Below are 14,147 nucleotides of genomic sequence, written 5' to 3' on the forward strand. Positions count from 1 at the left end.
CGGTTCATTCGACCCTGCTAGGGCTCACTGTCTGATCGCCCAACCGATACTGATTATTCCCACTGCGTTTAGCCTCATACATCGCCAGGTCGGCGATGTGAATCAGCCGGTCCATGCTCGGCGCATGGTCCGGGAATACCGCGACGCCAAGGCTGGTGCCGATGTGGCGTTGGTCATTGCCGATGGTGATGGGCGGTGACAGTTCGACGAAGATTTTCTGGCAGATGTTGCGCGCTTCATCCTGCAGACTGATGCCCAGGGGCAGCCCCTGCAGGATCACCACGAACTCGTCGCCACCGATCCGCGCGACGGTGTCGGTCGAGCGCAGGATTCTCTTCAGGCGTGTGGCGGTCGTGATCAGCACCCGGTCACCCGCGGCATGGCCGTAGTGATCGTTGATGGCCTTGAAACCATTGAGATCGACGAACACCAGCGCCACTCGGGTCGCGCTGATACGTGCCTGTTCCAGTGCGTCGGACAAGCGTTCTTCGAGCACCAGGCGGTTGGGCAGGCCGGTCAGCGGATCGTAATGGGCCAGGTGTTGCAGGTAGCTGGCCGAGGCTTTTTCCTCGGTGATGTCGCGCACCACCCCCATCATCTTGACGGTGGCGTCATGGTCGTTCTTGACCACGTTGCCTGTCTCGCGCAACCAGCGAATGGTGCCGTCGGGCCAGACCACGCGGTATTCCTCATCATGGTTTTCACCGGTTTGCAGGCAACGCAGTTCCCCGGCCCGCACCTGAGCCCGGTCATCGGGGTGTACGCAGGCGCAAAATAGTGCGTAGGAGGGCGTCACCTCGCCGATCTTGAAGCCGAACATGCCGTAGATGGCGTCCGACCAGTAGAGCTTATCGGTGTCGACATCCCAGTCCCAAGTGCCGATGCGGGCGAAATACTGGCTGCGCTTGAAGCGTTCGGCATCACCGTCCTGGCGCGGGATCTGGCGCTCGGACAGGGTGGCGATCAATGCGCGTTGCTCGGCCAGCTGCCTGTGCAGCGAGCGCTCGCGGCAGATCAGCACGACGATCAGGGCAATCATCACCGAGCCGATGGCGGCGCTGGTCCAGACGAAACTCATTCAGGCGTTGCCATCGTTTGTGTGTTAACCGTGAGGGGAGATGCCCCATAGATTAGTTCAGACGCGCGCCAAGTAGCAGTCGCTTTCTCTTCAGCGGACGCTAGACTTTATAGGCACGCTATCAGCATCGTGATCGTCCGCCCGGCAGGGAATCATCACCATGACTCAGGTCAACGCATCTGCCGCTGTGCCTCCGCCTGCGCCGGAGAGTTCGCAACTGTCGACTCACTTCGGCGGTCCGACGTTGCTGTTTGGCGCTTATCTGTTTTTTTATTCGTGGCTGCACCTGTTTTATTACTTCAAGACGTTCGGCATACCGTTGGTGTCGCTCGATATCTCGCTGTACTTCTATCTTGCGTTTGCCTGGACGGTCGCGAAACAGTTTGGTGTCTGGTACCTGATCGGCGGCGCCTTCGTTTATGTCTTGCTGAACAGCGGCTGGTCTTGGGATGAGAAGCCCATTCGCTACCTCCTGCACAAAGTGTTGTTTGCGGTATTTCTGATTGCCGGCCTGTGGGGCACATCGGTGCTGGCCGAGCACTTCGGCACTCTCCAGGCTCAGCAAGTGCGCGACGGCGGGGTATTGCGCCCGATTCGCCTGCATTTCAAAGAACAGTACGCAAAGGTTTATCCGCCTGAGCTGATGATGGCCACGGCCAGCAAGGACGGCGGGGTAAAAGAGGCGGTGCTGCTGATTGAAACAGCCGCGACCTATTACGTGCTGGTGCAAAAGGTACTGGTGAAAACCGATAATCGGCCACAACGTTACGATTCATTTGGCACGGTGTATCAAGTGCCGAAAAAGCAGGTGACTTATATTGAAATCGACGTTCCCAACATGCCACGGGTAACCCGAACGTTGTTTTCTGACAAATTCCTGTAATGACTCACTCTGGACGTATGGCAGGTGCGCTATGACCAGACGAATGATGGTGCTGTCGCTGGTTGTGTTAACCAGCGCGGCGACGGGCGAAGAAATATTGTTGATGCCCAACGGCGAGCAATATCTGGGCAACCAGACGGTGGACCATTCGGGCATCTTCGTCGATTGCGACAAGCGGCCCCACAGTTCGGCGGACGGCAAGATCCAGCCGACCAGTCAACGGTGTACGACCAGCCAGGAGATTTTTGTGGCGACGCCACCGCTGATCACCCGTTCTCCGTTGGAAGTGGTCAGCGTCAACCCAAAAGACAAGAAGATCGAAGTCATGGAAGGGAACATGCTCAAGACCCTCGACCTGAAAGGTTTTACAGACTTTCATTGGTTTGATTTCAACAAAGGCGACCAGATCGGCATTGTCACCGACCAGAAAAGCAGCCTGGGCAAGTGGATCTTCCCAGAAGCCATTTTCGGCAAGGACTTCGCCGTCGATGCCAAGGCCAAGGAAGAAAAAAAGGTCGAGGCGCAGGTGCCAAACCCTGACACGGGTGCGTGAAGAGTTGCCAGCCGGATGATTTTCTGGGAAAACCACGTCCCTCGAACACCGCCAACAGATAAAACATTGTCATGACTGAAGAACTGCAAATCATCGACCTCGAACCGGGCAACGGCAAAGCCGCTGTCAAAGGCGCGCTGATCACCACCCAATACCGTGGCTGGTTGGAAGACGGCACTGAATTTGACTCCTCCTACAGCCGCGGCAAGCCGTTCCAGTGTGTGATTGGCACGGGAAGAGTCATCAAGGGTTGGGATCAAGGGATCATGGGGATGCACGTCGGCGGCAAGCGCAAGCTGCTTGTGCCGGCGCATCTGGCCTATGGAGAGCGCACGATGGGCGCGATTCCACCGAATTCGAATCTGATTTTCGAGATTGAATTGCTGGAAGTGCTGACGCGCGATGATTGAATGCGTGGTTTTAGTGACGGGGCATGCCGAATATCTGCATCGCCCCGTGGTGCGGTTAGCGATGCCTAACCTGACATCGAGTTTGATTGAAGCAAAATTCTACTCCCGTACACCGATGAACAGCTCCAGTTCTGTCGGTAGCTGTTGATTGAGAACTGTAGCGATTTTTCGAGCTTGCTCACCAGTCAGCTGCGTTTCGCCGTCCGCCGCTTCATCAAGACTGTTCCAGCCGAACGCATCCATTACTGCGCTTTCATACTCCGGTTGAACGGTGTGCTCGAATTTCAGGAAGTCACCCGCTTCATCACCTTTCAAAAACCCGCTTATCCATAAAAACATGAAAAACCCTCAATTGATTTCAAAGCGATGCGGACGCTATATCAATAGGGATTGGATGGATGTAGGACGGTTCTGAAATGTGGGCAGTTTTTTCCAGTTGGCCCATTGTCTTCGCCTTGCCAGGTGAACAAACGCTTTTGTCGGGCGAGAGGATTAGCCCCTCGCCACATTAGTTTTCTGACTGCTCAGCCCGTTCATGTAAATGCGTCAATATCGTCAAGCGTGTCCGCGACAACTCCTTCCAGAGAAGGAAATTTTTTCTGCACGATTTCGAGCGCCGGAAGGACTGCCTCCAGCTCCAGGTCACCATGCCTGCGAGCGATATGACCAAGAGCAGTGATTGCGGACGCGGCAACCGATTCGGTCTCGCTGGTGAGGTACTGGAGGCAAGTGTTTTGAGCCCAGGTTCTGTCGACTTCATTCAGGCCTATGGAGATCAATGCCGCGATAACATCTGTATCCACGCCACTAGCGAGAAGTTGCGTCGCTTTTTCGTGTCTCATCGATGGATCTTGATAGAGAAAGCTCACTTTTTTACCCCCAGAATATTGCCCTTGTTGTCTACTCTCTTAGCTTTGATAAGTGCATTTTTCATATCTTGGTGGAGTTTATCCCAAGGTCTAACGTGTCCGTGGTAAACGTCTCCTCCGGTACGGTCAAACACAACTAGCTCATTGGCATCGGTGTCTATACCAATCCTGCGTGGCGATGTAGGTTTTACCTGAATTGAGTTCTCTAGGGTTTCTTGTCCATTGGTTGGCCCCTTACTTTTTATTGGAGTATCCGTTTTGCCATGATAATTCGCTGCATCGAACTCCAGCGCCAAGACAACATAGAGAGGTTTAATACCGGAATCAGCCGGAAAAACTAGGATGAAGTCCCTGTATTCCGGAGGGTAGATCGGATCAACGATGATTTGATCTGCCTGCTCAGTAGGCGGGTAAATCCAGATCTGCGGGAGTTGTGGTGCGCCTTCTAGTGCTGGAATTCCTGAAGCGCCGGACGGGTTTACGGCTGGCGTCCATATCAGGGTTGCCCCATGTCCGAAGTCAGCTACTTGCTCAGAGCCTTGAGCTACAAACTGCACGACAGGAATCAGCTCCCAATCGCTGCGCTTTTGGGTGTTGTATCCGTATCCCTTTAGGGAGCCATCGGCCTGTTGTTCGACATGCAGTCGGACACGAGTGCGGCCTTCCTTTAATGACTTGAGATGTTCTTCGGTGTATAGCGAGCTGTCTCCGAGACTCGACGGCCAGAGCAGTGCAACCATTCCCACCAATGCGCCAGCAGCAACACCACTTGTCACTGCACCGGCAGTTCCAGCCGCGCTTGTCCCCATGGTAGCAACACCGACTCGGCCCAAAAGAATCGAGCCCAAAGACGCAGGCAGCGCGCTACCGCTGATTGTTTTGAGCGGGATGTTTCCTGCCTCATCTATTTCGCGGCCACCCAGTAGGCAGAATTTTCCGTAGTCGGCAAGTCTTTCAACTGGGACAAACCCTGCAGGATTGTCATGGTTGATGACGCCATTGGGCAGGTTGCAGCTTTTAGCGAATACACAACCCATGGAGCTGGAAACGTTCTGTTTTTGAGGTTGTTTGATGAAGCGGTCTTCGTATGCTTGTTGTCGGGCCAACATGTCTTCATATGTTTTTTGCCTGGCGTCCCGCTCCGCCAGTTCAGTGGTGGTCATGTAGCGGCTGGTGACGTGGTGCCCGTCGCCTGACGGTGGGTTTTGAACACGCGGTATGTCTGTTTTACGAACCATGAGCGTCCCTGTTTCATCTTTTTAAAGCGATGCAGGACGCTAAATCAAAGGGCATTTGATAGATGTAGGACTGTTCTGAAACTCTGGGTGTTGTTACAAATGGCGCTGCTCTCTTTCAGCTAGTCAAAAAGAGCTTTTGTGGCCAGAGGGCATGCCCCTCGCCGCATATCCCACTATTCGTGCGGATCGATATTATCCAGCGCCCGGTAGACGGCCAGTTTGCCGAGCATGACCATCTGCGCGATTCCTAGGATCTTATTGCGATGCGGGCCTTCCAGAAGGTCGGCGAAGTCGCTGAGTAAGACGCTGGCGGAGACCATGGATTCGCAGGCGTTGGCCAGCAGGCTTTCGGTGTCGATGTCGGGAGCGACCATGAACATGGTGCTGGGTTTGCGCGGGGTTTTGGCGGCTTTGAGGGCGGAGAGGGAATCGGTTTCTGATTCCGGGGGATTTGGTGTTGCTTTAAACATGCTGATGCTTTTTGGTCCTTCGGGAGCTGCCAACATCACTTGCAGATGATGGGTGGAGGCCATGCGCGGGTCTGCAAGACCGGGGAACCAAGGAACCCGGCAGCCCCGAGGGTTTCCCGCGCAAAGCCGCCATCAAGTGGACACAATAAAGCGTCCTTTTGGCGTTGCCATGCGTTCAGCCCCTGCGGGCTTGCAGACCCGATCACTGATGAGCAGTGACGAAAATCAAACTACCGACGAGCCCCAAAGCGCACAAGCCAGCGGATTCTGGCGTAGTTGTAGGCAACGACACAAGGTGATGTAGCCTCACCCGACGGCTACAAATGATGTGGGAATTTTGCGTTCATCCACCCTACATTGGCTCACCGTCAAGCCTGAAATGTTTCCCGATACGCATACAAACCCGGTGTTCCCCCGGTCATGACAAACAACACATTGTCCCCGGAACGAAAGTGCCCTTGCCGGATATCGGCCAACAGCCCGGCGAAGGCTTTCCCGGAATACACCGGGTCGATCAACAACCCTTCGGCGCGGGCCATCAGGCGTACGGCTTCTTGCATGGCCGGTGTCGGCAAACCGTATCCGTCGCCCAGCTGACGGCCGTCAATGTTGATCGCTTCAGCCGTCACAACGGCGTCGCTGCCCAGCAATGTCAGGGCGTCCTGGGTCAATGTCAGGGTTCTGGCCGCTGACGTGTCGCGGTCGGACAGCACCGAATACGACTTGACGATTGAAGTGCCGCGATCCAGCAATTCAAAGCCAGCCGCCAGCCCGGCATGGGTGCCGGCGCTGCCGTTGGGCACCACGACCTGGTTGAACGTCAGGCCGAGTTCGGTTTCCTGCTGCGCGATTTCCGCCGCGCAGCGTGCATAACCGAGACTGCCCAGCGGCGTCGATCCGCCCGTTGGTATGACCAGCACTTTGCGTCCCGAGTCGCGAAGTTGTGCGGCGCGAATGTCGGCTTTTGCGAGCGCATCGCTGCCCTTGGCGAGCACCTGGATGTCTGCGCCGAATAACTGATCGAGCAGGACGTTGCCGTTCAGCTCGTAGTCCACTTCGTCTTTGGGCACCGCGCGGGTCAGGATCAATTCGCAGGCAAGGCCCAGGCGGGCGCACACCGCTGCGGTCAGCCGCGCATGGTTGGATTGCAGGCCGCCAACGGTAATCACCGTGTCGACACCGGTCTCAAGCGCGGCGCCAATGTGAAATTCGAGTTTGCGCAATTTGTTGCCGCCACCGCCGATTAGCATGTGATCGTCACGCTTGAGATACAGGCCGATGCCCCGCGACTTCAAATCCAGCCATTGCTCCAGGCGTTCAGCCCTCTGAATCGGCGTAGGGCCTTGCAACAGGTCGACCCGCGCAAAAGAACTCAGCGACTTGTCCAGTAGGGTTTGCATCAATGGCGCCTCGTTGTTCACTTTATTAAAGTGACTCTAGGGAGAAAGCCTCGGGTGATAAACGCACCGCCGGTTATTACTCCTTTAACCTTGTGTAATTAATGCAAGGCAGGGACACGAGCAAACTCAGGCGAATGGGAGTCTCCGTCGCCAGGCGTTTGTCGATTTTTATCGCGCAACGACTGGCGTAAAGGGCACTCCACGTTTGGATATTCGACTTGCCTGTTCGCTCAGGATCAGTGACTATGCGCGCCTGATAGGGGTAGGGGGTATAGGTATGTCGCATATTCACGAACACAAAGATGATTTGCTCAACCGGGTGCGGCGCATCTCAGGCCAGGTCCAGGCTGTGGAGAAGGCGCTTGAGTCCGACGCTGATTGCGCGAAGACCCTGCACCTGGTCGCCGCCATTCGTGGTGCGGTCAACGGTTTGATGGATCAGTTCATCGACGCCCACGCCCGTGAACACGTGGCCCGTCCAGGCCTGAGCGACGAAGAGCGCGCCGAAGGCCTGGAAGAGTTACTGCAAGCTATCCGTCGTTACTCGAAATAAGGCCTGAAAAGACATGACACCGTTACCGCAGGCTTCGAATTTTGCCCACGACCACATGTTCCTGGGCGCCTCCCATGATGAAAACGCCCGCCGCACCTGGTGGGTGGTGGCGCTGACCTTCGTCATGATGATCGGCGAGATTGCCGCCGGTTACCTCACGGGTTCCATGGCGTTGCTGGCCGATGGTTTCCACATGGCGACCCATGTCGCAGCCTTGGGCATCGCGGCGGCGGCCTATGGTTTTGCCCGGCGACATGCCAGCAACGCCCGCTACAGTTTTGGCACCGGCAAGGTCGGTGATCTGGCCGGTTTTGCCTCGGCCATGGTGCTGGGGCTGGTGTCGCTCGGCATTGCCGTGGAATCCGTCCTGCGACTGTTCGAGCCGACCACCGTAGCCTTTACAGAGGCGACAGTAATTGCCGTAGTCGGGCTGGCGGTGAACATTGCCAGTGCTTTTCTCTTGATGGGTCACCATGGGCATCACGGCCATGATCATGGTCATAGCCATGACCACGGCCATCATCACGACAACAACCTGCGCTCGGCCTACGTCCACGTGCTCGCTGATGCCTTGACCTCGGTGCTTGCGATCGCGGCGCTGCTGGCCGGCCGTTACCTGGGCTGGGTCTGGCTGGACCCGGCGATGGGCATCGTCGGTGCCATTGTCATTGCCAAATGGGCCTATGGCCTGATGCGCGACAGTGCGGCGGTGTTGCTCGACACCACCGATGAGCCCGTGGCTGCTGAGATTCGTGAGTTGCTGGCGACGGATGACGTGCGCATCAGCGACCTCCACGTCTGGCAGGTCGGGCCTGATGCGCGGGCGGCGATTGTCAGTGTCGTGGCCAATGCTCCCGTCAGTGCCGACACCATTCGCGAACGTCTGGCGCCGGTTCATGAGCTGTCTCACCTGACGGTGGAGTTTCGCACCGCTTGAAGCCGCGTGCGGGGCCGTCGTTGAAATGCGGCAGGCGGCTGTTGAGGGAAGGGCGGTAGTGCCAGCTCAGGCAGTCCCAATCGGGTCGATGGGCCAGAATTTCCTCCAGTGTCGCCCTGGCGATCTCCAGCGCGAGCATTTGCCCCGGACATTGATGACGCCCCGCGCCAAAGGTAAAACTGCGGCGTTGCGGGCGATCCAGCTTAAACGCGTCGGGACGCTCATTGAGCTGAGGATCACGATTGGCCGATGCCAGCAGCACCAGAATCACATCGCCTGAATTGAGATGGATACCGTCAATCTCACACGGTGCGGCGACGAATCGCCGGGTATTCTGCACTGACGGATCAAAGCGCTGAACTTCTGCGATCAAGTGGTCAACGCGCGTCGATTCACTGCGCAATGACGGGTTTCGAATCAACGCCAACAGCGCATTGCCGATCAGCCCGGCGGTGGCCTCATACGTCTGGGAAAACAGCCCGATCAGGTTGGCAATCAGCGCTTCATGGTCTGCGGCGAAACGCTGGCGAATCCCTGCGAGCAGTGCGCTTTTGTTGTCCGGATCCTCCAACAGTTCAACGAAATACCCCCTCAATTGCTCCGCCGCCCCGTGCGCCGCGTGCAGTTGCGCCTGATCACTGAGCGGCGACAGGCACGCGACGAAATTCGCCGTCAGCTCGCTGATCGCCCGACCCTGGGCCGGTGAGAACCCCAGCAACGCCGCCACCACGCAGACCGGCCCGCGAAACATGGCGTTGTACAACCCCGCAGCGTCCGGCGTGATCAGCCGCGCGCTCACCAGCGCCTCGACTTCGCTGACATCAATCAGCGCCAGCCCTGGCTCGATCGCCGACCTCGGACAGCGGTGACGTTCGCCCTCGTTCATGCGCATCAATTGCGCAAACACCTGGCCGGCCATGCCGCCAACAATCGCCTTGGGCACTGGCTCGTGAGAAGGTCGCACATGGCAATCGGGATGCGCGAGCACGGCAGCGACCGCGCGGGCACTGCTCGCCACCCACAGTTTCAGCCCCTGATGAAAAACCAGCCCGCCCTCGGCGCGCAGTTGGGCGTAGTAAGGATAAGGATCGACATGAGTTGCAGCGATGATCGGGTCCATGGGTCGCAGCCTTGTTCGTGGTGGGGAAAGTGTTGCTACTATCTCCAGTCCGAAAAGGCCTTGATTCGTTCGGGAGCGAAATATGAACGTTGAACACCACGACATCGGCGTCTCGCAGGTGGCGGCGGCCATTGCAGAGCCGGCGCGGACGAAAATCCTCTGTTCGCTGATGGACGGCCACGCCCGCACCAGCACCGAGCTCGCGGCGGTTGCCGAAGTCAGTGCCTCCACGGCCAGTGCACATTTGGCCAAACTCAAGGAACTGGCGCTGGTGCGGTTGCACGTGCAGGGCCGCCATCGTTATTACAGCCTCGCGGACAAACGCGTCGCCCAGGCGCTGGAAGCGCTGATGGTGATCGGCCAGAACACTGCGCCGACCTTCAGCTCACGGACGCCGGATCGGCTGCAATTCGCCCGCACCTGTTACGACCATATGGCCGGCACCTTGGCCGTGTTGCTGCATGACCGGATGATCGAAGCCGGATGGTTGCTGGAAACCGACGAGCAGGTTTATCAGCTCAGCACCAGTGGCGAGGCCCTGTTTGCGGGGCTGGGCATTGAGGTCAAGGACCTGAATACGCTGCGCCGCCGCTTCGCCTGCCCGTGCCTGGACTGGAGCATGCGGCGCCCGCATTTGGGCGGCTCATTGGGCGCGGCGTTGCTGCAAACCGCGATCAAGCGCAAATGGCTGACCCAGGATCTGGACAGTCGGGCGCTGACGTTGACGGCGGTCGGGCGCAAGGAGATCGGCAGCCGCTTCGCCGTTGAGTTGCCGACTCAAGTCGCGATCGCTCGTCCCACACCTGCCGAGTCCCGCCGCCGTTCGAGTGCCAGCCCGACGACTTAGCGGCTGGCCGAGGCCATGAGCACGCCAAAACCGGCAAAGGTCACCCCTGAGACTTTGGCGGCCAGCCAACCGCCTTTCGGGCTCGACAGCCAGCCTTTGGCGGCATTGGCGAGCAGCGCATAACTGCCATGCACCAGGATCACCAGCACCGCGTAAGAGGCGACCAGTTTGAAAAACTGGCTGGAGAAGTGCGCCGAGGTGTCGATGAATTGCGGAAACACCGCCAGGAAAAAAAACACGGCCTTGGGATTGAGGAACTGGATCGACGCCGCTTCCAGAAAGCGATAGCCCGGGCTTGAAGGCCGGGTTTGCAGCAACGAGCTGAAACGGTCCGAGCGCCAGCTCTTGAACCCCAAATACAACAAATACGCGGCCCCTGCGTATTTCAGTACGGTAAAGGCATGGGCAGAGGTGCTGAGGATCAGGCCCACACTGGTGGCGCTGATGGCGGCGACGATGAACGCCCCCGAGGCGATGCCGAAAATGCCCGGCAATGCCCCGGTCCAGCCGTGTCTGGCCGCATTGGACAGGGTCAGCAGTACGCCAGGCCCGGGGCTCAGAATGGTCAGCGTGGCGAAAAGCAAAAACAGTCCGTAGTTGTTCATGGCGTGCTCCGTCAGGTGGCGCTGGCTGCGTGGGGGCAGATTGGCGTGGCGCAATGCGCGTGACAAACGCTTTAATTTCGGCGCATAGGTGACTAAATTAGACGCATGAAAAATCAACTACCGCCGCTCAATGCTGTTCGCGCCTTTGCTGTCGCTGCTCGTCATCAGAGCTTCGCCCTGGCGGCCGAAGAGCTGCATGTCAGCCACAGTGCGGTCAGCCGACACATCAAATTGCTTGAAGAACATCTGGGCGTGTTGCTGTTTGAGCGACGCATCCGGCAATCGCTGCTGACGCCGGCCGGCCAGCGGTTTTATGGGCAGGTGAGCGCCGGGTTGGCGCAAATTGCCGACGCTGCCGCCGAACTCAAGCGGCATGCCGCGCTGCCGGTGGTGAAGATCAATGTCCGCCCGTCCTTTGCCCAGCTGTGGCTGGAGCCCAGGCTCGCGGATTTCATGGCGCAATACCCAGGCATCACGCCGCAGGTGATGACCCAGACCCAGGCCCCCGATCATGCCCGCGACGGGTTTGACGTCGTCATTCGCCGTGGTCGCGACGACTGGGCACCGGCGATTGAAGCGCGGCCCTTGTTTGAAGACGAACTGCTGCTGGTCGCGGCGCCCTCGCTGATCGAACAGCAGCCACTTGAAGACCTTGCTGGACTGGACCGGCACACATTGCTGACCGCCAAGGCGCGCCGCGAAGACTGGCACAACTGGGCCATGCATTTTGGCCAACGCCAGTCAGCCGCTCAGGCCACCCGTCAATTCGATCACATGCACCTAGTGCTGCAGGCCGTCGTGGAGGGGCAGGGCATCGCCTTGTGTCCAAGCTCTTTGCTGGGCACCCATCTTTCGAGTGGACGCCTGATCTGCCCATTACCCGAATTACGCATGCCGCTGCCGCGCTATTACTACGGTGTAGCGCCAGATGTGACAACGTCTGCTCGGGTCTTTGTGGAGTGGTTGTTTAGCCGGATTGCTCAGGATGAGGACCAGGCGACCAAGGGTGCGTTCTCGACTTGAACCACGGGCATCGACGCGATACTGTGTATCCATCCAGTATAAGGCGTGCCCCATGGAACTCATCGACAAGCTCAGCATCCTCGCCGACGCCGCCAAATACGACGCGTCATGCGCCAGCAGCGGTGCGCCCAAGCGCAGTTCCGAGGGCAAGAGCGGACTGGGCTCGACCAACGGCATGGGCATTTGCCACAGCTATACTCCGGACGGGCGCTGCGTTTCGCTGCTGAAGATTCTGCTGACCAACTTCTGCCTGTACGACTGCCAGTATTGCGTCAATCGTCGTTCAAGCGATGTGCCACGCGCACGCTTCACGCCGGAAGAAGTGGTGACGCTGACCCTGGATTTCTACCGGCGCAACTGCGTCAGCGGGCTGTTTCTCAGCTCCGGGATCATTCGTTCGGCGGACTACACCATGGAGCAATTGATCCGTGTGGCCAAGCTGCTGCGCGAAGAGCATGAGTTTCGCGGTTACATTCACCTCAAGACCATTCCTGAAGCCGATCCGGCGCTGATCGAGGAGGCGGGGCGCTACGCCGATCGCTTGAGCGTGAACATCGAATTGCCCACCGACGCCAGCCTGCAAACCCTGGCTCCGGAGAAACAGCTGGGCTCGATCAAGCAAGCGATGCAGACCATCTACACCGGCGTACAAACCGTGCTCAACGAGCCGCGCGCGCCGAAATTTGCCCCGGCCGGGCAGAGCACGCAAATGATCGTTGGCGCCGATGACACCGATGACAGCACCATTCTTCATAGCGCCCAGGCGCTGTATGGCAACTTCCGTTTGCGGCGGGTCTATTACTCGGCGTTCAGTCCGATCCCCAACAGCCCGAAAAGCGTGCCGTTGGCCGCGCCACCGTTGATGCGTGAACACCGCTTGTATCAAGCGGATTTCCTGTTGCGCAGCTACGGCTTTACCGCAGGCGAGCTGTTCAAGGGGCCCGGGCACCTGGCGCTCGACATTGACCCGAAGCTGGCGTGGGCACTGGAGAATCGCGACGTCTTCCCGCTGGACCTCAACCACGCCGAGGCATCGTTGATCGCGCGCATTCCCGGCATAGGCTTGCGCACCACCGAGCGCCTGGTGGAACTGCGTCGCCAGCGCCGCATCCGCTACGAGGACCTGACTCGAATGCGCTGTGTCCTGGCCAAGGCCAAGCCGTTTTTCATCACCAGCGATTACCACCCGCAGCAGGCCGAAGTCACCAGTCATCTGCTGTATCAGCAATTGCGCGACCGACCCGCCCCACAACAGATGGGGTTGTGGGGATGATCCATCTCGATTGCGACGACTTGTTCGATACATGGCGCCAACAGGCACGCTGGCTGCTCAGTCATGAGGTGGACCCCAGCCTGGTGAGTTGGGCCAGTGAGGGTGTGGCTGACCTGTTCGCCAGTGACGATGCGCCGCCCGAAACCCAGGGGCCGTTTCAGGCCCGGATCCCGCGAACGCTATTGGACACCCTCGAACGCGCCGCCCGTTATCGCGGTGATCAGCGTTGGAGCCTGTTGTACGAAGTGTTGTGGCGAGTCAGTCATGGCGACCGCACCGCAGTGTTGGCAGGCGACAAGCTAGGCAGTGAATTGCAGAGAAGAATCAAGCAGATACAGCGTGAAGCTCATCATCTACATGCATTTGTGCGTTTCGTCGCGATGCCTGAAGGCGAGGGTCCGCACTATGTCGCCTGGCACGAACCGGCCCATGACATCCTGCACAGTGCCAGCGAACATTTCATTGGCCGCATGGGCCGCCATCGCTGGTTGATTGCGACACCTCGGGACGGGGTTTACTACGATGGCGAGCGGCTGATCCACCACCGTCGCTGCCCGATTGAATGGCAGCAACTGGCACAAAACGCCGACGATCCACACAGCGACATGTGGTTGACCTACTACAGCCATATCTTCAATCCGGCGCGATTGAACCCGACGGTGATGCAAGGGCATTTGCCGATGCGGTTCTGGAAGAACCTCCCGGAAGGCGCGCTGATTCCGGGGTTGATCATTCAGGCTCGCACGGGCAAACAGCAGGACGGCCAGGCCAGCGGGATCAAGGGCAGGGGCGGTAAACGCATTACGCTGGGAGACGCCGAGCGTCTCCAGAATCCATAAAAAAACCCACTGGACGCGCAGGCGCCCAGTGGGTTTTTGTTGTGGCGGA

General features: G+C 58.4%; 17 protein-coding genes. 9 read left to right on the forward strand and 8 right to left on the reverse strand.

The window, feature by feature from the left end; translation table 11 throughout:
• Positions 1 to 4 precede the first annotated feature (4 nt).
• Positions 5 to 1,078: a sensor domain-containing diguanylate cyclase gene (locus tag QRN31_RS07660; protein WP_285431185.1), complete on the reverse strand. Its 1,074-nt coding sequence runs from the start codon at positions 1,076 to 1,078 to the stop codon at positions 5 to 7.
• A 160-nt stretch (positions 1,079 to 1,238) separates the two neighbouring features.
• Here QRN31_RS07660 and QRN31_RS07665 point away from each other — a divergent pair, with 160 nt between their 5' ends.
• The 3 genes from QRN31_RS07665 to QRN31_RS07675 all read left to right on the forward strand — a co-directional run bounded on the left by QRN31_RS07665 (position 1,239) and on the right by QRN31_RS07675 (position 2,924).
• Positions 1,239 to 1,961, forward strand: coding sequence for a hypothetical protein (locus QRN31_RS07665; protein WP_285431186.1), 723 nt, complete (start codon positions 1,239 to 1,241; stop codon positions 1,959 to 1,961).
• 31 nt (positions 1,962 to 1,992) lie between these two features.
• Positions 1,993 to 2,514: a hypothetical protein gene (locus QRN31_RS07670; RefSeq protein ID WP_285431187.1), complete on the forward strand. Its 522-nt coding sequence runs from the start codon at positions 1,993 to 1,995 to the stop codon at positions 2,512 to 2,514.
• Between the two features lie 71 nt (positions 2,515 to 2,585).
• Positions 2,586 to 2,924 carry an FKBP-type peptidyl-prolyl cis-trans isomerase gene (locus QRN31_RS07675; RefSeq protein ID WP_285431188.1) on the forward strand — a complete coding sequence of 113 codons (339 nt, stop codon included), beginning with the start codon at positions 2,586 to 2,588 and terminating at the stop codon, positions 2,922 to 2,924.
• Between the two features lie 99 nt (positions 2,925 to 3,023).
• Here QRN31_RS07675 and QRN31_RS07680 read toward each other — a convergent pair whose 3' ends face one another.
• The 5 genes from QRN31_RS07680 to QRN31_RS07700 form a co-directional block, all read right to left on the reverse strand.
• A complete protein-coding gene (locus QRN31_RS07680; RefSeq protein WP_285431189.1) occupies positions 3,024 to 3,263 on the reverse strand; it encodes a pyocin S6 family toxin immunity protein in 240 nt (79 codons plus the stop codon).
• 194 nt (positions 3,264 to 3,457) lie between these two features.
• A complete protein-coding gene (locus tag QRN31_RS07685; protein WP_285431190.1) occupies positions 3,458 to 3,793 on the reverse strand; it encodes a hypothetical protein in 336 nt (111 codons plus the stop codon).
• Positions 3,790 to 5,031 (reverse strand): S-type pyocin domain-containing protein, encoded by a 1,242-nt coding sequence (locus QRN31_RS07690; RefSeq protein ID WP_285431191.1) that lies wholly within the window; start codon positions 5,029 to 5,031, stop codon positions 3,790 to 3,792. The genes QRN31_RS07685 and QRN31_RS07690 overlap by 4 nt, the downstream gene beginning before the upstream one ends.
• Before the next feature lie 173 nt (positions 5,032 to 5,204).
• On the reverse strand, positions 5,205 to 5,501 hold the full coding sequence (locus tag QRN31_RS07695; protein WP_285431326.1) for a DUF6124 family protein: 297 nt from the start codon (positions 5,499 to 5,501) through the stop codon (positions 5,205 to 5,207).
• Between the two features lie 368 nt (positions 5,502 to 5,869).
• On the reverse strand, positions 5,870 to 6,901 hold the full coding sequence (locus QRN31_RS07700) for a D-cysteine desulfhydrase family protein (RefSeq protein WP_285431193.1): 1,032 nt from the start codon (positions 6,899 to 6,901) through the stop codon (positions 5,870 to 5,872).
• A 277-nt stretch (positions 6,902 to 7,178) separates the two neighbouring features.
• On the opposite strand from QRN31_RS07700, the gene QRN31_RS07705 reads away from it, so the two are divergent.
• Positions 7,179 to 7,454 (forward strand): metal/formaldehyde-sensitive transcriptional repressor, encoded by a 276-nt coding sequence (locus tag QRN31_RS07705; protein ID WP_090184884.1) that lies wholly within the window; start codon positions 7,179 to 7,181, stop codon positions 7,452 to 7,454.
• A gap of 13 nt (positions 7,455 to 7,467) precedes the next feature.
• On the forward strand, positions 7,468 to 8,391 hold the full coding sequence (gene dmeF / locus QRN31_RS07710) for a CDF family Co(II)/Ni(II) efflux transporter DmeF (RefSeq protein WP_285431195.1): 924 nt from the start codon (positions 7,468 to 7,470) through the stop codon (positions 8,389 to 8,391).
• On the opposite strand, the gene QRN31_RS07715 is transcribed toward dmeF, so the two are convergent.
• Positions 8,312 to 9,511: a cytochrome P450 gene (locus QRN31_RS07715; protein WP_285431197.1), complete on the reverse strand. Its 1,200-nt coding sequence runs from the start codon at positions 9,509 to 9,511 to the stop codon at positions 8,312 to 8,314. The two genes, dmeF and QRN31_RS07715, sit on opposite strands and share 80 nt — an antisense overlap.
• Before the next feature lie 82 nt (positions 9,512 to 9,593).
• Between QRN31_RS07715 and QRN31_RS07720 the strand changes: the two genes are divergently transcribed.
• Positions 9,594 to 10,358: an ArsR/SmtB family transcription factor gene (locus tag QRN31_RS07720; protein ID WP_285431198.1), complete on the forward strand. Its 765-nt coding sequence runs from the start codon at positions 9,594 to 9,596 to the stop codon at positions 10,356 to 10,358.
• Here the strand turns inward: QRN31_RS07720 and QRN31_RS07725 are convergent.
• Positions 10,355 to 10,963, reverse strand: a complete 609-nt coding sequence (locus QRN31_RS07725) for a LysE family translocator (protein ID WP_285431199.1) — start codon at positions 10,961 to 10,963, stop codon at positions 10,355 to 10,357. The genes QRN31_RS07720 and QRN31_RS07725 overlap by 4 nt on opposite strands.
• 105 nt (positions 10,964 to 11,068) lie before the next feature.
• Between QRN31_RS07725 and QRN31_RS07730 the strand changes: the two genes are divergently transcribed.
• From QRN31_RS07730 to QRN31_RS07740, 3 genes are read left to right on the forward strand one after another with little or no spacing between them, the layout of a single operon-like run.
• Positions 11,069 to 11,986: a LysR substrate-binding domain-containing protein gene (locus QRN31_RS07730; RefSeq protein ID WP_285431200.1), complete on the forward strand. Its 918-nt coding sequence runs from the start codon at positions 11,069 to 11,071 to the stop codon at positions 11,984 to 11,986.
• Positions 11,987 to 12,038: 52 nt separating this feature from the next.
• Positions 12,039 to 13,259, forward strand: coding sequence for a putative DNA modification/repair radical SAM protein (locus tag QRN31_RS07735; protein WP_259154508.1), 1,221 nt, complete (start codon positions 12,039 to 12,041; stop codon positions 13,257 to 13,259).
• On the forward strand, positions 13,256 to 14,098 hold the full coding sequence (locus QRN31_RS07740) for a TIGR03915 family putative DNA repair protein (protein WP_285431203.1): 843 nt from the start codon (positions 13,256 to 13,258) through the stop codon (positions 14,096 to 14,098). The genes QRN31_RS07735 and QRN31_RS07740 overlap by 4 nt, the downstream gene beginning before the upstream one ends.
• Positions 14,099 to 14,147: the final 49 nt, after the last annotated feature.

The organism is Pseudomonas sp. fls2-241-R2A-110, from assembly GCF_030209165.1.
Classification (GTDB): Bacteria; Pseudomonadota; Gammaproteobacteria; order Pseudomonadales; family Pseudomonadaceae; genus Aquipseudomonas.

Coding starts and splice junctions, on each gene's coding strand:
- QRN31_RS07660 (WP_285431185.1), bottom strand. CDS start 1,078: ATGAGTTTCGTCTGGACCAGCGCCGCCATCGGCTCGGTGATGATTGCC.
- QRN31_RS07665 (WP_285431186.1), top strand. CDS start 1,239: ATGACTCAGGTCAACGCATCTGCCGCTGTGCCTCCGCCTGCGCCGGAG.
- QRN31_RS07670 (WP_285431187.1), top strand. CDS start 1,993: ATGACCAGACGAATGATGGTGCTGTCGCTGGTTGTGTTAACCAGCGCG.
- QRN31_RS07675 (WP_285431188.1), top strand. CDS start 2,586: ATGACTGAAGAACTGCAAATCATCGACCTCGAACCGGGCAACGGCAAA.
- QRN31_RS07680 (WP_285431189.1), bottom strand. CDS start 3,263: ATGTTTTTATGGATAAGCGGGTTTTTGAAAGGTGATGAAGCGGGTGAC.
- QRN31_RS07690 (WP_285431191.1), bottom strand. CDS start 5,031: ATGGTTCGTAAAACAGACATACCGCGTGTTCAAAACCCACCGTCAGGC.
- QRN31_RS07695 (WP_285431326.1), bottom strand. CDS start 5,501: ATGTTTAAAGCAACACCAAATCCCCCGGAATCAGAAACCGATTCCCTC.
- QRN31_RS07700 (WP_285431193.1), bottom strand. CDS start 6,901: ATGCAAACCCTACTGGACAAGTCGCTGAGTTCTTTTGCGCGGGTCGAC.
- QRN31_RS07705 (WP_090184884.1), top strand. CDS start 7,179: ATGTCGCATATTCACGAACACAAAGATGATTTGCTCAACCGGGTGCGG.
- dmeF (WP_285431195.1), top strand. CDS start 7,468: ATGACACCGTTACCGCAGGCTTCGAATTTTGCCCACGACCACATGTTC.
- QRN31_RS07715 (WP_285431197.1), bottom strand. CDS start 9,511: ATGGACCCGATCATCGCTGCAACTCATGTCGATCCTTATCCTTACTAC.
- QRN31_RS07720 (WP_285431198.1), top strand. CDS start 9,594: ATGAACGTTGAACACCACGACATCGGCGTCTCGCAGGTGGCGGCGGCC.
- QRN31_RS07725 (WP_285431199.1), bottom strand. CDS start 10,963: ATGAACAACTACGGACTGTTTTTGCTTTTCGCCACGCTGACCATTCTG.
- QRN31_RS07730 (WP_285431200.1), top strand. CDS start 11,069: ATGAAAAATCAACTACCGCCGCTCAATGCTGTTCGCGCCTTTGCTGTC.
- QRN31_RS07735 (WP_259154508.1), top strand. CDS start 12,039: ATGGAACTCATCGACAAGCTCAGCATCCTCGCCGACGCCGCCAAATAC.
- QRN31_RS07740 (WP_285431203.1), top strand. CDS start 13,256: ATGATCCATCTCGATTGCGACGACTTGTTCGATACATGGCGCCAACAG.